The sequence below is a fragment of the Streptomyces sp. NPDC056296 genome, from assembly GCF_042268605.1.
Lineage (GTDB): Bacteria > Actinomycetota > Actinomycetes > Streptomycetales > Streptomycetaceae > Streptomyces.
Window position 1 is genome coordinate 64,180 of sequence record NZ_JBHJRX010000044.1, and the last position, 15,669, is coordinate 79,848.

Here is a 15,669-nt window from a genome sequence, read left to right on the forward strand (position 1 = left end):
CCGGCGGGTGCCGGCCGCCCACTGGCGCGTTGCCTTGGCGTCAGACCTGCTCGGTCTGCTTGGCGGGCGCACCGCCGTCCGGTGCGGCTGCCACCTGGGCAGGCTCCGCCGCCGCCGTTGAGCCGGCGGGGGCTGGGCGGCGTACGAGGTCGGGTAGGACGGTGGCCAGGCCGATGATCGCCATGATCGCGCCGAGCCAGAGCGGTGCGCGCAGGCCCCAGGTGTCGATCACCACGGCGCCGATCGAGGAGCCGAGGATGATGCCGAGGGTAATGAAGGAGGAGTGCACCGTGTTGACCAGCGGGCCGGCGTTACCGGTGCGCTGGACGCGGGTCACCATGGCTGGGTTCATGGTGACGCCGACCAGGCCGATACCCATCATGCAGATGACGGCCAGCGTGGGCAGGTCGGCCAAGAGGGCGAAGCCGGTCAGGAACACTGCGTTCAGGGCGAGGCCGACGGTGAGCACCGGCACGGTGTGCCCGTCGGCGAAGCGGCCGACGACGTTGTTGCCGATGACGGTGGCGGCGCCGTAGGCGATCAGCAGCAGTGGGACGGTGCCCGTGGAGAAGCCGGTGACGTCGGTGAGGATGGGGTTGAAGTAGCTGAAAGCCGAGAAGGTGGCGCCGATGATGAGCGTGCTGCTGGACAGCACCAGCCACATCTTGGGCTTCTTGAAGACGCCGATCTCCTGGCGGAAGCCGCCGCCACCCTCCGCGCGCTCGATGCGGGGCACGCCGAACAGGGTGGCTGCGGCGGCAATCACGGTGATCAGGCCGATGGTCCAGAATGCCGCGCGCCAGCCGAAGCGCTCGCCGACCAGCGTGGAGAGGGGCAGGCCGAGCAGGGTGCCGAGCATGAGGCCGTTCATCGCCACGGCGATCGCGCGCCCGCGGATCTCGGGGCGGGTGATCTGTGCGCACATCGAGATGCCCACGCCGAAGAACGCCTGGGAGGCGATGCCGGTGATGATTCGCGCGGCCATCATCGTGCCGTAGCCGGTCGCGGTGGCGGCCAGCACGTTGCCGACCAGGAAGATGACGAACAGCACCATCAGTGCCGTCCGCGGCGGGAACTTCATGAGGGCCACGGTCAGGAACGGGCCGCCGGCCGCCATGGCCACGGCGAACGCGGTGATCAGGTAACCGATCTGAGGGATGGTCGCGTCCAGTCCTTCGGCCATCTGCGGCATCAGCCCGGCGACCACGAATTCACTGGTCACCATGGCGAAGATGCCGAGCGCCAGGACGTATACGGCACGAGGCACGGTTCGGTCTCCTTCGGGGGATCGCGCCGCCCGCCGGGGCGGCGTCTCGTCATGTTATGTATGGTTCAGTACAAAACTTGGTCATGCGTGGACCCAGCCGGGGCGGCGTAACCGTCAGCCGGTGAGCGCGTCCATGGTGATCTCGGCGATCGCCTCCAGCGAGGCCCGGTCGGCGCCGCCCTGGCTGGAGATGCGCATACCTCCGATCGCCGCGTTGATGAAGCGGGCCAGTGCTCCGGGGGCGCGGGATGAGGTGATGCTGCCGTCGCGTCGGCCCTCCTCGAGTACCGCGCTGAGCGCCGCCAGTCGACGGGTGGTGTCACGTTCCAGCATGTCGGCCGCCCGGGCATCCCGGGCGACCAGCTCGACCGTGGTGTTCACGGTCAGGCAGCCGAGGCCGCGTCCGTCCGCCCGGTGTTCCGTCTCGCCTTCGATCACCATGGCGAACAGGGTGCGGATGCGGTCGGCGGCGCTGAGCCGCACGTCCTCCAGGGCGGTCAGCTGGGCGGTCGTCATGGAGTCGATGTAGCGGGCCAGTGCACGCTCGAAGAGGTCGTGTTTGCTCTTGAAGGTGTTGTAGATGCTGCTACGCCCCAGTCCGGTGGCGTCGCACAGGTCCTGCGTGGAGGTGGCTTCGTAGCCCTTCTCCCAGAACGTACGCATCGCCGCGTCCAGGGCCCGTTCCTCGTCGAAGGTCCTCGGTCGGGCCATGCCCTGAGCTTAGCACGTTTTGGATCGACCCATCCAATAGTGGGGTGGCTCCGGACGGCCTCGACACGGTCACGGGGCGCCGGCCTGGTAGCGCGGCCCCAGCACGGCGCGCGGCGACCACGGCCGGCGCCCGGTGCGAAACATTGCATCCGCCCGGGCGATCGCCCCGGGCCGCAGCTCCTCGGTGCCGCCGAGCATCGACAGTCGCGTGGCCGAGTCGTCCCCCAGGTACAGCGAACTCAGGTCCCGCACCTCGATGCGCAGCTGCGCGGCGCGCCTGGTGCGCGTACAGGAGGCACCGTCCGGACCGCCCTCCAGCAGCCAGGTGCCTGCGGCGTACCCGTCCGCGTCGGTCACCTCCAGGACCAGTTCCGCCTCGACGCCGTAGGTACGGGCAGACAGGGCGCGGGGCGTGTCCAGGATGCGCAGCCACATGTAGTCGCTCAGGGCACTGACTCGCGCCGACCGCGGGTCGCCCAGCCACAGCGGGAGCAGGCTGTCAGGGGCGCGGTAGGGCAGGTGGACCGTGGTTACCCAGTCGGTCGACACTGCGAACCGGATCAGGGCCGCCTCGGCTTGTGGGGACACTGCGATCAGATCGCGTATCCACAGGGGCGACTGGGGCAGCATGGCCCCCCACCGCTCCTCGGAGCTGAAGCAGAGCAGTCCGTCAGCCTCGCCCGTCACCGGGTCCAGGTGGAGAGCGAAGAACGGTTCGGGCCGGCCGGACGCGGTTCCCGCGCGCTGCCCGGTGACCTCTTGCCACCACACCTCGTCCCTGCGCAGCGTGCCGGGCTGGACGGCGCGCAGCCGCTCGTAGACCGCAGGGGCGGCCTTCGAGTACTCCCGGGCGTCGACGAGCAGAACACCGGAGGTGTCGGTGGTCCGCCGCGGGTCCAGCCGGGACCGGTTGACGTCGATCTCGAACCAGGCCATCGCCGTAGCGGGACCGAACCCGTAACGGCCGTAGAGGGGGTACTGCGCGGCATCGAGGACGGCGACCGGCTCTCCGCGCTCAAAGGCGCCGCGGAGGTCCATCGCCACCATCCTGCTCAGCAGCCCGCGGCGGCGGTGCGTGCCGGCGACGCTCACCCTGGAGATTGCCGAAACGGGTAGGAAGGCGCCACCAGGCACTGTCAGTTCCTGGGCGGTGCTGCGGTACGTACCGACGCACCTGTCCATGTCGAAGGCGCCGATGAGTCGGTCCTGGGCGGCCGTCGATCGGATGGCGTCGACGCCGGCGTCGGTGTACGGGCGCAGGTATCCGTTGCCCCACGTTCGGGTCCAGCCGGGCAGGTCGTCCTCGGTGACGGAACGTATGTCGATCACCGCTGAATCGGTCATTGCTGCTCAACCTCCGGTCGTCGCCGAGGAGACGGCACGGCCACAGTGGGCCGTGCGCCTCACCGGCGAAGGGTCAGCGCCCTGTTGTGACGGACAGCGAATGGCGGAAGTAGTTCGACGGGTCCCAGCGGCCCTTGACTGCCTGCAGCTTGCGGTAGTTGCCCTTGTAGAACAGGGTGTGCCAGGGCAGGTCGGAACGGTTGTGGCGCGGATCGGCCATGTCCGTGTCGGGGTAGTTGATGTAGCAGCCGTCGGTCACGCCGTCGATCTCCGGAACGCCCCCGGTCTCCGCGAAGACGTCCTGGTACCAGTCCCGGATCCAGCGCATGTAGCGTGCGTCGTGCTTCGCGTCCGACCAGATGTTCTGGAAGATCACCTTGAAGACGGAGTCGCGCTGGGCGCTCGCCGTCGCGTGCGGCTCGACGCCGTTGATCCGCCCGCCGAAGGACAACAGGACCAGCGTCGTGTCCGGGTTGTCCAGCTCCGGGTCGGAAAGGAAGCGGTACAGGGAGGCGACCTGGTGGTCGGTGAAGTTCCGGCGGAAGTACGCCGACTTCAGTCCCACCCGCGCGATCGGGTTCGCGCCCACCGGGTCGGGGGCGCCGAGCATCCGCGCCGCCGCCAGCCACGGCAATTCGGTCGGCCGGAACTGGTTGGGCATGGCGGCCAGTTCCCCGCTGGGACGCTCCATCGGTACCGGCTCGATGCCCGTACCGTCGAGCAGTTCCTCCAGGTACGCGTCGAGCAGGGCGCGGGCGTCGGGTATCGTCGCGTCGATCTGGGTGTAGAGGCTCAGCCGGCCGAACCCCTTGGCGTTGACGTTGAACAGGCTGCTCAGGTGACGGTACCGGTCGTCCGGGCCGCTGTGCCGCTCGTGCCAGTCGCCGAAGTTCTTCAGCAGCCGGCCGAACGAGGACTCGTCGAGCTGCTCCCAAGGGAAGTCGAGGGCGCTGGTCCACACCCGGGAGGGAGGGTTGACCAGTTGGTCGCCGGGCCGGCGCCCGGTTGCATCCGGTGAGCGGAACCAGTACCGGACCGCCAACCCGAAGTTGCCACCGCCGCCACCAGTGTGGGCCCACCAGAGGTCGCGGTTGGGATCGTCCTCCTCGCGGGTGGCGACGACCGTACGCACCTTGCCACGCGCGTCCACGACGACCACTTGCACCGCGTAGAGGTGATCGACCACCAGGCCGTACGCCCGGGACAGCATGCCGTAGCCGCCGCCTGATACATGACCGCCGGCGCCGACGCTGTGGCAGACACCGCCGGGGATGGTGACGCCCCATCCCTTGTACAGCGCCTCGTACACGTTGTAGAGGCGGGCGCCGGCGTCCATGTAGAACGCCCGGAACTTAGGGTCGTAGCCGACGCCGGTCATCTCGGAGAAGTCCAAGATGACCTCCACCTCAGGGTTGCAGGTGAAGTCGGCCACGCAGTGGCCGCCGCTGCGGACCGACAGCCGCTTGCCGGAGCGGTACGCCTCGCGCAGGGCTCTTTCGGCGTCCGCTGCGGAGCGGATCATTTTTATGTACTCGGGACGGGCCACGAAGCGCTTGTTGATGCCAGTGGTCAGCAGTTCGTAGCGAGGGTCGCGAGGAGAGACGGTCGCGCCGGTGCCGGTGCCGGTGCCGGCGCCGGCACCGGCCGCCGCGGCGGCCGGCACCGCGGTGGCCGACAGTGCCGCGGTACCCACCGCGGCGGCACCACCCGCCAGAACGGATCGACGGCCAGGACGTGCAGAAGACATGGATTTCCCTCTTGGCTGGGGTGGGACGTTGATCGTGCCGGAGGCTCGGCCACGGGCCGAATGAGTGGCTGTACCGCGGCGACGGGGTCGGGACTGTTCCGCGCCTCTTCTCCCCGCGCTCCGCACGCTCGCCGTCTCCCGGGAGCGGGACCGGCCGGACCGGTGCGGACGGCGTACGCCCGTTGAGAGCGAGTCGCCGCGTAAACCGCCGAGGCCGGCCGGGGCACGGAACGACGCTAGAACGGCCGCGGCCGGCAATCCACTGATGACGCGAGTAGTCGACAGCTACTCACTCCTACCGGTGCGGGTAGAAAACGCTGGGAGCCGCGGTTTCGCCTTGAGGGCCGTTCTGAACCGACCCTATGGTCTTGCCGCACCGGGGTCCCGCGGCACTGCCGCCCCAGGCCCCGGTATTCGCCCCCGACACACCAAGGAAACGGGTCTGAGCGCATGGACATCGTCAGGAATCTCGAAGGCAGGACGGCTCTGGTCACCGGAGGCAACAGGGGGATCGGTGCGGCGATATCCCGCCGGCTCTGCGCGCACGGGGCCGACGTGGCGGTGACGTTCGCTCGGAACAAGGACCAGGCGGAGGAGGTGGCCGAGGAGATCCGCGCGGCGGGCCGTCGCGCCCTGGCCGTGGCCGCCGACGCCGCCGACCCGGAGGCCGTCCGCACGGCGGTTGACGCCGTCGCCAGCGAGTTCGGGCGCATCGACATCCTTGTCAACAACGCCGGCTACATGGACATGTCGATGCCGGCTTTGGAGGAGACGTCGCTGGAGGTTCTGGACCGCACGCTGGATGTGAACACCCGCGGCGCCTTCCTCACCGCCCAGGCCGCCGCCCGGCATATGGGGCAGGGGGGACGCATTGTCAACGTCAGCAGCTGTTTGGCCGCGCACGTCCCCGGCCCGGGCATGACGGCGTATGCCATGAGCAAGGCCGCCCTTTCCGGCCTCACCCTCGGACTGGCGCGCGACCTGGGGCCGCGCGGGATCACGGTGAACCAGGTCGCTCCTGGATCCATCGACACCGACATGAACCCGGCGGACGGCCCCGGCGCCGACTACCAGCGCTCGCAGAACGTCTTCGGCCGCTACGGAACGGCAGACGAGATCGCCCACACTGTTGCCTACCTCGTCTCGCCCGAGGCATCATTCGTCACCGGTGCCGCGATCGCGGTGGACGGCGGATCCAACCTCTGACCCACGCGCTCGTCGCCGATTACTCCGGGCCCGGTGGGCTGCGGCTCACCGAGGTCCCCGGCCCCGTTCCGGGGACCGACGACGTGCTGGTCCGGGTCGCCGCAGCCGCCCTCAACCCTGGCGAACTGCCGCAGGCTGGCAACGCCGCTGCCCCGGACGGCTCGGTCCCCGACTGCGACGCCGCCGGCACGGTTGAGGAGCCCACCGCCTCGGGAGCCGGCCCCGGCGCCGGTACTCGTGTCGTCACCTGGAGCTGGGCCGGTGGCTGGGTGGAGCTGCGCGCTGTGCACGTCGACGAACTCGCGGCGCTCCCGGACAAGGTCGACTTCGTGCGGGCCGCAGCGCTGCCCGGACAACGGGTCGCCGTCACCGGCGCGTCGGGCGGGGACGGCCACTTCGCCGTGTAACTCGCCCGTCTCCAGGGCGCCGAGGTGGACGCTGTCGTCGGCGACACGGCACGAGAAGCGGGTCTGGTGGAGCTGCTGGGCGCGGATCAAGTGGTCACGAGCGCCGCGCGGATCGGCGGCCCGGTCGGCTTCCTGCTCGACAACGTCGGCGGCCCGCTGCTCGGGGAACTCCTCGGCGGCATGGTCGAGGACAGGACGGGTGGTCTTCATCGGGGCGCGAGATGCCGCTGGCGCCCTACCAGCTGGTCGAGAAGCGGCTGATCCTCGTCGGCATCCAGGCCGGTGGCCGTACAGGCGCCGACCGCGCCCATCCGGCCCGGCCGCAGGGCGAGGGACGACTGCGGGTGACCGTGGGCCGGGAGGTCGACTGGTGGTCCGCCGGCCAGGCGGCACAGGACGTCGTCGCCCGCCGCGTCCGCGGCAAGGCGGTGCTGACCCTTTCCTGAACCGTCCGCCCCCGTCCCGTCATCCACCGTTTATCGAAGCGCGTCGCCAAACTCTCGGCGGCGCGCTCTCGCTGTGTTCCGCACCACAGGATTCGAGCGGCAATCTACTCATCCGAGTAGTCAAGTAGTGGGTCAATGACCCGAGTTATCAGTGGTCACTCCCAGGACTGGCTGATTAGCTATCTCCCAGAGCTTCGAGAACGAATCGTGAATCTGCCGACCGCGGGAGAAGCCAGGCGTTTCTCTGGCCCGGTTGCCGAGTGAATCGAGGGCCCGTGTCCACGACCGTCTACTCCAACGCACCCCGAATCGACATCCCGGAGCCGGCCGCCGACGCCGTCGATCTGCGCTCGGCCATGCGCCTGTTCCCGACCGGCGTCGCCCTTCTGTGCGCCGGTAGCGGCGAGCGGGCCGTGGGAATGACCATCAACGCGCTGATGTCGGTCTCGCTGACACCGCCCCGCATCCTGGTCAGCGTCCTGAACACGGCCCGCGCCCATCCCGTCCTGTGCGACAGTCACTCCTTCGCTCTCCACCTCCTCAGCGACCGGCAAGCGGCGACGGCCGGACTGTTCGCCTCCCGGGACAAGCCGCTCGGTACGGCCCTGGAGGCCGCCGTCGAGCGGGACGTACTGCCGGTCGCCCTGGCCACGCTGCGGTGCTCCGTCGAACAGATCGTCCAGGCCGGGGACCACAGCCTTTTCCTCGCCCACGTGGACTCGATCGGACACGGTGCGGACGACGGTGAACCGCTGGTATTCCACCGCGGAATTATCGGTACGAAATTCAAGTGAGGTGTGCCTTGTCCGTCCTTCCTGAAGGAATTCCCACCGCATCGATACACGCGGTCGGCGAGATGTCTCAGCCCCTCCCGCCCGGGGCGAATGTCAGCATGTTCCTCCCCCGCGACATCTATGGCATCGTGCGGCCCCGCACGGTCGAGGAAGTACGCGAGACCGTCCGTGCCTTCGCCCGGACCGAAGGCGGTCCCCGGCTCCAGGCCCTGAGCACCGGCCGCAACTGGGGCCTCGGCTCCCGTGAACCGGCCCGGGACTCCGTCGTCACCATGGAACTCCAGGGCCTCGACGCGATCCGCGACCTCGACGTCGAGGGCGGCTGGGCGATCGTGGAACCGGGCGTCACCCAACTGCGCCTGGCCGAGCTGCTCGACGGCACCGACCGGATGCTCAACGTCACCGCTTCATCCGGGCACACCAGCGTGCTGGGCAACATAGTTGACCGGGGGGTCGGCCTTCGCCGGCAGCGCACCCTGGATTTGGCCGGACTCGAAGTCATACTCCCTGACGGTGAGTTGCTGCGCGTCGGCTGGTGGCCGCACGGCGAACACCCAAGCGCGGTCAACCCGCAGGGTCTCGGCCCTTCGCCGCTGGCCCTGTTCACTCAGTCCGACCTCGGCATCGTCACGGCGGGCGTCGTACGGCTGCTGCCCCGCCCCGAAGCCCAGTGCGTTCTGCGCCTCGGGTTCGACAGCGGCCGGCTGGCGGAGGCCATTGACGAGCTGCGGCGCTGGACGGCGCAGGGACTCGTCTCCGGGGTGTTGAAGGTCTACGACACCGTCTCCACCCAGTCCTACGGCGGCCTCGCGGACGAGTACCTGGCCCACCTGTGCGTCAGCGGCACCGAGCGGTCCGTGGCCGCTGTCAGCCGGGTTCTCGGCGAAGAGGCCGAGGTGAGCGGGCTGTTCACCCGGGTCCTGCGCTCGGACGAGCATCCAGCCGCGGACGACGACATGGTCGCACAGGCGGTCGAGCGGCTTTACGCGGGCGACCCCTCGCGCAACGAGACGATGCTCCGCTCCGCCGTCGGCCAGGACGCGGACCAGGTCGACACTGAGGGCGGCGGATGGATCTTCTTCCTCCCACTGATCCCCTTCACCGGCCGCGCCGTCGCCCGCGCCCAAGAGCTCTTGGCCCAGGTCCACGCCGAGACCGGTGTCCGGGCCGGTTCCACCATCAACGCCCTGGACGCGGACGTGGTCGATCTCGTGGTCTCCTTCCGCTTCCCGCGCACCGAGTCGGACGCCCAGCGTGCGCACCGCGCGCTCGACCGGACCTACGAACTGTTCGCCGAGGCCGGCTTCCACCCTTACCGCCTCGACTCCGACCATCACCAGTGGGTGGACCGGCTCTCCGGCGACCCCGCCGCACGGGCCCTCGTCCGCCGGCTGAAGCAGACCCTCGACCCCCGCCTGGTCATCGCACCCGGCCGGTATGCCTGAACCGCCACCCCACTGGAGGACAACGTGACTATCACAGAGCAGCGCCACTTCCAGGAGGCCGAGGTCCCCGGCACCGCGGAGGCGATACTGCGGCAGGCCCGCGAGGCGGTGCCGTACCTGCAGAGGCGGGCCACGGACATCGAGGCGGGCCGCAGGCTGCCCGAGGACGTCGTCGCCCTGCTCCGCCGCAGCGGCGTCTTCCGCGCCGCCGTATCGAAGGACCGCGGCGGACCGGAACTCACCTCCATGCAGCAGACCGAGCTCATCGAGACACTGGCCACCGGCGACGTCTCGACCGCTTGGTGCGCCATGATCGGCATGGACTCGGGCATCTACGCGGGCTATCTGGAGGATGCCGCCGTCCAGGAGTTCTACGGCGACCTGGACACCCCGAACTCCGGCTGGATCCACCCGCAGGGCCGCGCCGAACGCGTGCCGGGCGGCTACCAGGTGTCGGGACACTGGCGGTTCGGCAGCGGCTCCGCCCACTGCGAGGTGCTCGTGGCGGGCTGCCAGGTCTTTCGGGACGGCGCGCCGGAGACCGACCCCGTCACCGGGGACCCGGTGCACTGGCGCGTGATGGTGGCCCGTCCTCGGCAGTACGAGATCGTGGACACCTGGTACACCACGGGACTCGCCGGCAGCGGCAGCTGCGACTACAAGGTGACCGATCTCTTCGTCCCCGAGGAGCACTCCTTCTCCTTCCGGGTGCCGCGGCGCACCGGCCCGCTGCACGCTACCCCCGACGCGATCCTGCGCAAGATGTCCGGCATACCCCTGGGGATGGCGCGGGCGGCCATCGACCACGTGCGGGACCTCGCGCACACCCGCGTCGACCGGGAGAGTGGAACGCCCTGGACCGCGATCCCACGGGTGCAGACGACCCTCGCTACAGCGGAGATGGAGCTGGCCGCGGCACGCGCCGCCGTCTACACCAGCCTGGAGGAGCAGTGGGCCGCCCTCGAACGGGGCGACCAGACCACCGCACGGCAGCGTACCGCCACCGCCCTGGCCCGCTACCACGCCTTCCGTACCGCGCGGAGCATCGTGTCCTCCCTGTTCGACCTGGTCGGCGGCTCCTCCATCTACCGCGACAGGTCCCCGCTGGACCGCTGGCTGCGCGACGCCCACACCATGCGCCAGCACGCCGTGGCCCAGGACTCGATCCTGGAGCTGACCGGACAGGTGCTGCTGGGAGGCGAGTCCCGCAGCCCCTTCTTCTGAGGACCACCGGCACCGCAGGTCCTCCCAGGCGCCAAGAGATCCCAAAGGACGAAACCGTGTCGCACAGCACTACCTCCCCGACGAACGGCTCCGACCACCAACATGACCACGAACACCCTCAGCAACCGTCCCGGGACGTCCTCCACGTCCCGGCGGGCCAAGGCCGGTCCGTGTGGCTCAGCGGTGACGCCTACACGGTGAAGCTGACCCACGAGGAGTCCGGCGGTTCCCTGACCTTCATCGAGGCGTCGGTTCCCCCCGGAGGAGGGCCTCCGCTGCACATCCACGCCGACGCGGACGAAGCGTTCTACCTGCTCTCCGGTGAGCTGGACATCACGGCCGGCGGGCGCACCTACGAGGTACGCCCCGGAGACTTCGTCTTCATCCCGAAGGGCACCGCTCACCGGTTCCGCAACAACGGCATCCACACCGCGCGCCAGCTGCTGCTGTTCACCCCGTCGGGAGTCGACCGCTTCTTCCTGGAGGCGGGCGCGCCGCCGGTTCCGGGCACCCCGCCGCCGCCCCCCGGGGCCGAGGACCTGCCCCGGGTCGTCGAGATCGGCGAGCGCCACCATCTGTACCAGGCCGTGGAGGTGCCCCGGTGAGCACCCGACTGCTTCCCCCGAACCCGGTCGTCGACACCCCCGTTCCGGCGGCCCCGGCTACCGGGCAGGCCGTTGAGGCCCGGTACTCCTGGCGAGACCTGGACGCGGCGCAGCAGCCCGAGTACCCCGACACCGAGGCTCTGCGCGCAGTGATCGCGGACCTCGAGTCGTATCCGCCGCTCGTCTTCGCGGGCGAGTGCGACCAGCTGCGCGCCCGGATGGCGGCCGTCGCCAAGGGAGAGGCGTTCCTCCTCCAGGGTGGCGACTGCGCCGAGGCCTTCGACGCCGTGTCCGCGGACCACATCCGCAACAAGCTGAAGACCCTGCTCCAGATGGGCGCCGTCCTCACGTACGCCGCCTCCGTGCCCGTGGTGAAGGTCGGCCGGATCGCCGGCCAGTACTCCAAGCCGCGCTCCAAGCCGACCGAGACCCGCGACGGCGTGACGCTGCCGACCTACCGCGGCGACTCCGTCAACGGCTTCGACTTCACCGAAGCGGCCCGGATCCCGGACCCCGAGCGGCTCAAGCGCATGTACCACGCGTCGGCGTCCACGCTGAACCTGGTGCGCGCCTTCACCACCGGCGGCTACGCCGACCTGCGCCAGGTGCACGCCTGGAACCAGGACTTCGTGAAGTCCTCGCCCTCCGGCCAGCGCTACGAGCAGCTCGCCCGGGAGATCGACCAGGCGCTGAACTTCATGCACGCCTGCGGCACGGACCCGGAGGAGTTCAAGACCGTCGAGTTCTTCTCCTCGCACGAGGCGCTGCTGCTCGACTACGAGTCGGCGCTCACCCGCGTCGACTCGCGCACGGGGCAGCTGTACGACGTCTCCGGGCACATGGTGTGGATCGGTGAGCGCACCCGGCAGCTGGACCACGCGCACATCGAGTTCGCCTCGCGGATCCGCAACCCGATCGGCATCAAGCTCGGCCCGACGACGACGGCCGAGGAGGCGCTGCAGTACATCGAGCGCCTGGACCCGGAGCGCGAGCCCGGCCGGCTGACCTTCATCGTCCGCATGGGCGCGGACAAGATCCGCGACAAGCTCCCCGAGCTGGTGGAGAAGGTCACCGCGTCCGGCGCGACCGTCGCCTGGATCACCGATCCGATGCACGGCAACACCTACGAGGCGGCCTCCGGCCACAAGACCCGCCGCTTCGACGACGTGCTCGACGAGGTCAAGGGCTTCTTCGAGGTCCACAAGTCGCTCGGCACCCACCCGGGCGGCATCCACGTGGAGCTGACCGGCGACGACGTCACCGAGTGTGTGGGCGGCGGCGACGAGATCTTCGTCGACGACCTGCACCAGCGCTACGAGACGGCCTGCGACCCGCGGCTCAACCGCAGCCAGTCGCTCGACCTGGCGTTCCTTATCGCGGAGATGGGCTTCGCGTCCCGCAGCCCTCGCCCGGTGTCCGATCAGCCGGGGAGCCGAACATGACGGTGCGAGCCATCCGCGGCGCCATCCAGGTGGAGCGGGACGAGCCCAGCGTGCTGCGCGGCCAGGTCAGCATGCTGCTCAAGGAGGTCATGGCAGCCAACGACCTGGTGCCCGACGACCTCGTCAGCGTCGTGTTCACCGCCACGTCCGACCTGGTCAGCGCCTTCCCTGCGGAGGCCGCGCGGGAACTCGGCCTGGTCGACGTCCCCTTGATGTGCGCACGAGAACTCGACGTGGAGGGCGCCCTGCCTCGAATCGTGCGCATCCTGGCACACGTCGAAAGCGACAAAGAACGAGCCGGCATCCGCCACGTTTACCTCGGCGGCGCCGCCGTGCTCCGCAAGGATCTCGCTCAGCGGGCCGCCACCGGCCCGTCGGAGAGGGGGAACCGGTGATCCGTACCCTGGCCGTCGTCGGGACCGGACTGATCGGCACGTCGATCGGTCTGGCGATGAGCCGCCGCGGCACCACGGTCCATCTCGTGGACCGGGACACGTCGGCGGCCCGGACCGCCGCGGCACTCGGAGCGGGCGTCACTACCGACCCCACCGGGCCGGTCGACCTCGCGGTGATCGCCGTTCCGCCGCGCGCGGTCGCCGACGTCCTCGCCGCACAGCACGCACGTGGACTTGCCCGGAGCTACACCGACGTGGCGAGCGTTAAGGCGCTCCCCGCCCGGCAGGTCGGCACCGTCCTTGCAGATCCCTCCTGCTATGTGGGTGGCCACCCCATGGCCGGACGCGAGCAGTCCGGGCCGCTGGCGGCCCGCGCCGACCTTTTCGACGGGCGCCCGTGGGTCCTCACCCCCTCGTCCCAGACCTCGCAGAGCGCTCTCAACCACGCACTCGAACTGGTTGCCCTGTGCGGGGCGGTCCCGCTCGTCATGGACAGTGAGATGCACGACCAGGCCGTGGCCCTGACCTCGCACGCGCCGCACATGGTGGCAAGCCTGATGGCCGCCCGCCTGCAACACGGCCCGCCCGAGGCGCTCCGGCTCGTCGGCCAGGGGCTGCGCGACGCCACCCGCATCGCGGGCGGTGACCCCCAGCTGTGGGCCGACATCCTGCGTAGCAACGCCGCCCCGGTCGCCCGGGTCCTGAGAGAACTGGCGAACGACTTGACGGCGCTGCTCACCGCGCTGGAGGACGTGGCGGGGAACGAAGGGTCACAGGACCCCGTCGCGGGAGCCCTGGTCGACCTGCTGGAGCGCGGAGCCGAGGGACTGCACGTCGTCCGGCCCGCGCGCGTCCAGCGCTCTGCCGCCGGGCCCACGGTCCGGGTGACCCTGGGGGGCACCCCAGGCGAACTCGTCCGGCTACTCGACACCGTCACCGAACATGGTGTCCGCACCGAGGACGTCACCACGTGTGTCGACCCAGTCCAGGACCTCATGACGGCCGAGCTCACCGTCCCGCACGTCATCGCCGGGCAGTTGCGCCGTCGGCTGAGCGAACAGGGCTGGCAGGTCGAGGGAGCGGCCGGCCGCCTCGCCCGCCACCCGCTGCCGCAGTCCTCCCACGTCGACGACCTGTGGGAACAGGAGGTCCTGCCCTCGCAGCGCGTGGCCTCACTGCCCAGCGTGTCGTAGGACCGGCATGTCCCGAAAAATCGAGGGGATACGACCATGACCACAGTCCAAGTCCCGGCCCCGGCGCTGCTCGCGCGTATTCCGGGTTCGAAGAGTCTCACCAACCGTGCGGTGCTGCTCGCCGCCGCGGCCCGCGGCACCAGCAGGGTGCGGGCTCCTCTCGTCAGTGACGACACGGTCGCCTTCCGGGACGCACTGACGGCCTGTGGCAGCCGGGTGCGCAGCAGCCCCCTGGCCGAGTACTGGGAGGTGACCGGCACCGGGGGTGGGCCGACCGGCCGGGCACGCCTGTGGTGCGCGGACGCGGGCACAGCGGCCCGGTTCCTGCCCCCGTACGCCGCCACCGGTCACGGCACCTTTCTCCTCGACGGCTCCTCGCAACTACGGGCCCATCCCCAGGGACCCCTGCTGGAGGCGTTGCGTGGTCTCGGCGCAACGATCGAGGCAGGCCCCGGCGACGGGCTCCCGCTGCTCGTCCGCGCGGACGGCCTGACCGGAGGTCAGCTGGTCGTGGACTCGTCGCTGAGCAGTCAGTACCTCAGCGGGCTGCTGATGGCCGCGCCACTCATGGACCACGGACTGACCGTCCAGCCCGAGGCCCTGGTCAGCAGCCCTTACGTCTCCATGACGGTAGCCATGATGCGCCGCTTCGGGGCTAGCGTCGAGGAGCGCGCGGACGGCGGCCTCCGGGTCGAGCCGGGCGGATACACGCCGGCCGATCTGGTGGTCGAGCCGGACGCGTCCACGGCCTCGTACGTCTTCGCCGCCGCGGCAGTCACGGGACGCACCATCACCGTCCCGGGACTCGCCGCGGGCAGCCTACAAGGCGACCTGCGGTTCGTGGAGGTGCTGGAGAAGGCCGGGGCCCGGGTCTCCGTGACCGCCGACGCGACGAGCGTGACAGGCACCGGCCGCCTGCGCGGAGGCTTCACCGTCGACATGGGCGAGATCTCGGACACCTTTATGACCCTGGCTGCGATCGCCCCACTCGCGGATGCGCCCATCACGGTCCACGGCATCGCACACGCCAGGTGGAAGGAGTCCGACCGGATCGCGGCCGTCGCCCGCAACCTGCGCGCCTGCGGCATCGACACCGAACAGGGCCGCGACTGGATCACCGTCCGGCCGGGCGAGCCGCGCCCGGCACGCATTCCCTGTCACCGTGACCACCGCATCGCGATGGCGTTCGCCGTGCTCGGTCTCGCCAGGCCGGGAACGGTCACGCTGGACGACCCGCGCTGCGTGGCCAAGACGTTCCCCGGCTTCCACGAGGAGATGCGACGACTCTTCCCGGCATACGAGCTGCCCGACGCCGTCGGCCGGGCCGCCGGTGAGGACCGGTGGGCGTGTTGAGCAGGTTGCGCTGGCTGACCGCGGGGGAGTCCCACGGTCCCGCACTCGTCGCGACGCTGGAGGGCCTGCCCGCCGGCGTACCGATCACCA

Annotated in this window: 17 protein-coding genes; 13 read left to right on the forward strand and 4 right to left on the reverse strand. The window is 70.2% G+C overall.

The features are described from left to right. Window positions 1-40: 40 nt before the first annotated feature. The 4 genes from ACFCZF_RS28780 to ACFCZF_RS28795 all read right to left on the reverse strand — a co-directional run bounded on the left by ACFCZF_RS28780 (window position 41) and on the right by ACFCZF_RS28795 (window position 5,015). On the reverse strand, window positions 41-1,267 hold the full coding sequence (locus ACFCZF_RS28780) for an MFS transporter (RefSeq protein WP_376674104.1): 1,227 nt from the start codon (window positions 1,265-1,267) through the stop codon (window positions 41-43). Window positions 1,268-1,381: 114 nt separating this feature from the next. Further along, window positions 1,382-1,978: a TetR/AcrR family transcriptional regulator gene (locus tag ACFCZF_RS28785; RefSeq protein ID WP_376674105.1), complete on the reverse strand. Its 597-nt coding sequence runs from the start codon at window positions 1,976-1,978 to the stop codon at window positions 1,382-1,384. Between the two features lie 69 nt (window positions 1,979-2,047). Continuing rightward, a complete protein-coding gene (locus ACFCZF_RS28790; protein ID WP_376674106.1) occupies window positions 2,048-3,322 on the reverse strand; it encodes a GNAT family N-acetyltransferase in 1,275 nt (424 codons plus the stop codon). Window positions 3,323-3,395: 73 nt separating this feature from the next. Then, complete coding sequence (locus tag ACFCZF_RS28795) at window positions 3,396-5,015, reverse strand: FAD-dependent oxidoreductase (RefSeq protein WP_376674107.1); 1,620 nt, start codon at window positions 5,013-5,015, stop codon at window positions 3,396-3,398. A 504-nt stretch (window positions 5,016-5,519) separates the two neighbouring features. Between ACFCZF_RS28795 and ACFCZF_RS28800 the strand changes: the two genes are divergently transcribed. The 13 genes from ACFCZF_RS28800 to ACFCZF_RS28860 all read left to right on the forward strand — a co-directional run. Then, complete coding sequence (locus ACFCZF_RS28800; protein ID WP_376674108.1) at window positions 5,520-6,275, forward strand: SDR family NAD(P)-dependent oxidoreductase; 756 nt, start codon at window positions 5,520-5,522, stop codon at window positions 6,273-6,275. An 83-nt stretch (window positions 6,276-6,358) separates the two neighbouring features. Continuing rightward, window positions 6,359-6,682 carry a hypothetical protein gene (locus tag ACFCZF_RS28805; protein ID WP_376674109.1) on the forward strand — a complete coding sequence of 108 codons (324 nt, stop codon included), beginning with the start codon at window positions 6,359-6,361 and terminating at the stop codon, window positions 6,680-6,682. A gap of 24 nt (window positions 6,683-6,706) precedes the next feature. Continuing rightward, window positions 6,707-6,943 (forward strand): hypothetical protein, encoded by a 237-nt coding sequence (locus ACFCZF_RS28810; RefSeq protein ID WP_376674110.1) that lies wholly within the window; start codon window positions 6,707-6,709, stop codon window positions 6,941-6,943. Then, the gene (locus ACFCZF_RS28815; RefSeq protein WP_376674111.1) at window positions 6,904-7,128 is read left to right on the forward strand and encodes a hypothetical protein; all 225 of its coding nucleotides are present in this window, start codon (window positions 6,904-6,906) and stop codon (window positions 7,126-7,128) included. Before ACFCZF_RS28810 ends, ACFCZF_RS28815 begins: the two co-directional genes overlap by 40 nt. A gap of 275 nt (window positions 7,129-7,403) precedes the next feature. Continuing rightward, window positions 7,404-7,922: a flavin reductase family protein gene (locus tag ACFCZF_RS28820; RefSeq protein WP_376674112.1), complete on the forward strand. Its 519-nt coding sequence runs from the start codon at window positions 7,404-7,406 to the stop codon at window positions 7,920-7,922. A gap of 98 nt (window positions 7,923-8,020) precedes the next feature. Beyond that, entirely contained in the window at window positions 8,021-9,367 is a 1,347-nt protein-coding gene (locus ACFCZF_RS28825) for an FAD-binding oxidoreductase (protein ID WP_376674113.1), read from the forward strand. Between the two features lie 24 nt (window positions 9,368-9,391). After that, the gene (locus ACFCZF_RS28830; RefSeq protein ID WP_376674114.1) at window positions 9,392-10,591 is read left to right on the forward strand and encodes an acyl-CoA dehydrogenase family protein; all 1,200 of its coding nucleotides are present in this window, start codon (window positions 9,392-9,394) and stop codon (window positions 10,589-10,591) included. 56 nt (window positions 10,592-10,647) lie between these two features. Next, complete coding sequence (locus ACFCZF_RS28835; RefSeq protein ID WP_376674115.1) at window positions 10,648-11,196, forward strand: cupin domain-containing protein; 549 nt, start codon at window positions 10,648-10,650, stop codon at window positions 11,194-11,196. Next, window positions 11,193-12,638 carry a class II 3-deoxy-7-phosphoheptulonate synthase gene (locus ACFCZF_RS28840; protein ID WP_376674116.1) on the forward strand — a complete coding sequence of 482 codons (1,446 nt, stop codon included), beginning with the start codon at window positions 11,193-11,195 and terminating at the stop codon, window positions 12,636-12,638. The genes ACFCZF_RS28835 and ACFCZF_RS28840 overlap by 4 nt, the downstream gene beginning before the upstream one ends. Further along, window positions 12,635-13,033: a chorismate mutase gene (aroH, locus tag ACFCZF_RS28845; protein ID WP_376674117.1), complete on the forward strand. Its 399-nt coding sequence runs from the start codon at window positions 12,635-12,637 to the stop codon at window positions 13,031-13,033. Before ACFCZF_RS28840 ends, aroH begins: the two co-directional genes overlap by 4 nt. Then, the gene (locus ACFCZF_RS28850) at window positions 13,030-14,226 is read left to right on the forward strand and encodes a prephenate dehydrogenase (RefSeq protein WP_376674118.1); all 1,197 of its coding nucleotides are present in this window, start codon (window positions 13,030-13,032) and stop codon (window positions 14,224-14,226) included. The genes aroH and ACFCZF_RS28850 overlap by 4 nt, the downstream gene beginning before the upstream one ends. Before the next feature lie 36 nt (window positions 14,227-14,262). Next, window positions 14,263-15,579, forward strand: coding sequence for a 3-phosphoshikimate 1-carboxyvinyltransferase (gene aroA, locus ACFCZF_RS28855; RefSeq protein ID WP_376674119.1), 1,317 nt, complete (start codon window positions 14,263-14,265; stop codon window positions 15,577-15,579). Beyond that, window positions 15,576-15,669: chorismate synthase (locus ACFCZF_RS28860; RefSeq protein ID WP_351336173.1), on the forward strand; the 94-nt coding region annotated here is incomplete at its 3' end. The genes aroA and ACFCZF_RS28860, both read left to right, overlap by 4 nt.

Bases quoted from the DNA above. Each gene is read 5' to 3' on its own strand.
- ACFCZF_RS28785 (WP_376674105.1), bottom strand. From the start codon at position 1,978: ATGGCCCGACCGAGGACCTTCGACGAGGAACGGGCCCTGGACGCGGCG.
- ACFCZF_RS28790 (WP_376674106.1), bottom strand. From the start codon at position 3,322: ATGACCGATTCAGCGGTGATCGACATACGTTCCGTCACCGAGGACGAC.
- ACFCZF_RS28800 (WP_376674108.1), top strand. From the start codon at position 5,520: ATGGACATCGTCAGGAATCTCGAAGGCAGGACGGCTCTGGTCACCGGA.
- ACFCZF_RS28815 (WP_376674111.1), top strand. From the start codon at position 6,904: ATGCCGCTGGCGCCCTACCAGCTGGTCGAGAAGCGGCTGATCCTCGTC.
- ACFCZF_RS28825 (WP_376674113.1), top strand. From the start codon at position 8,021: ATGTTCCTCCCCCGCGACATCTATGGCATCGTGCGGCCCCGCACGGTC.
- aroH (WP_376674117.1), top strand. From the start codon at position 12,635: ATGACGGTGCGAGCCATCCGCGGCGCCATCCAGGTGGAGCGGGACGAG.
- aroA (WP_376674119.1), top strand. From the start codon at position 14,263: ATGACCACAGTCCAAGTCCCGGCCCCGGCGCTGCTCGCGCGTATTCCG.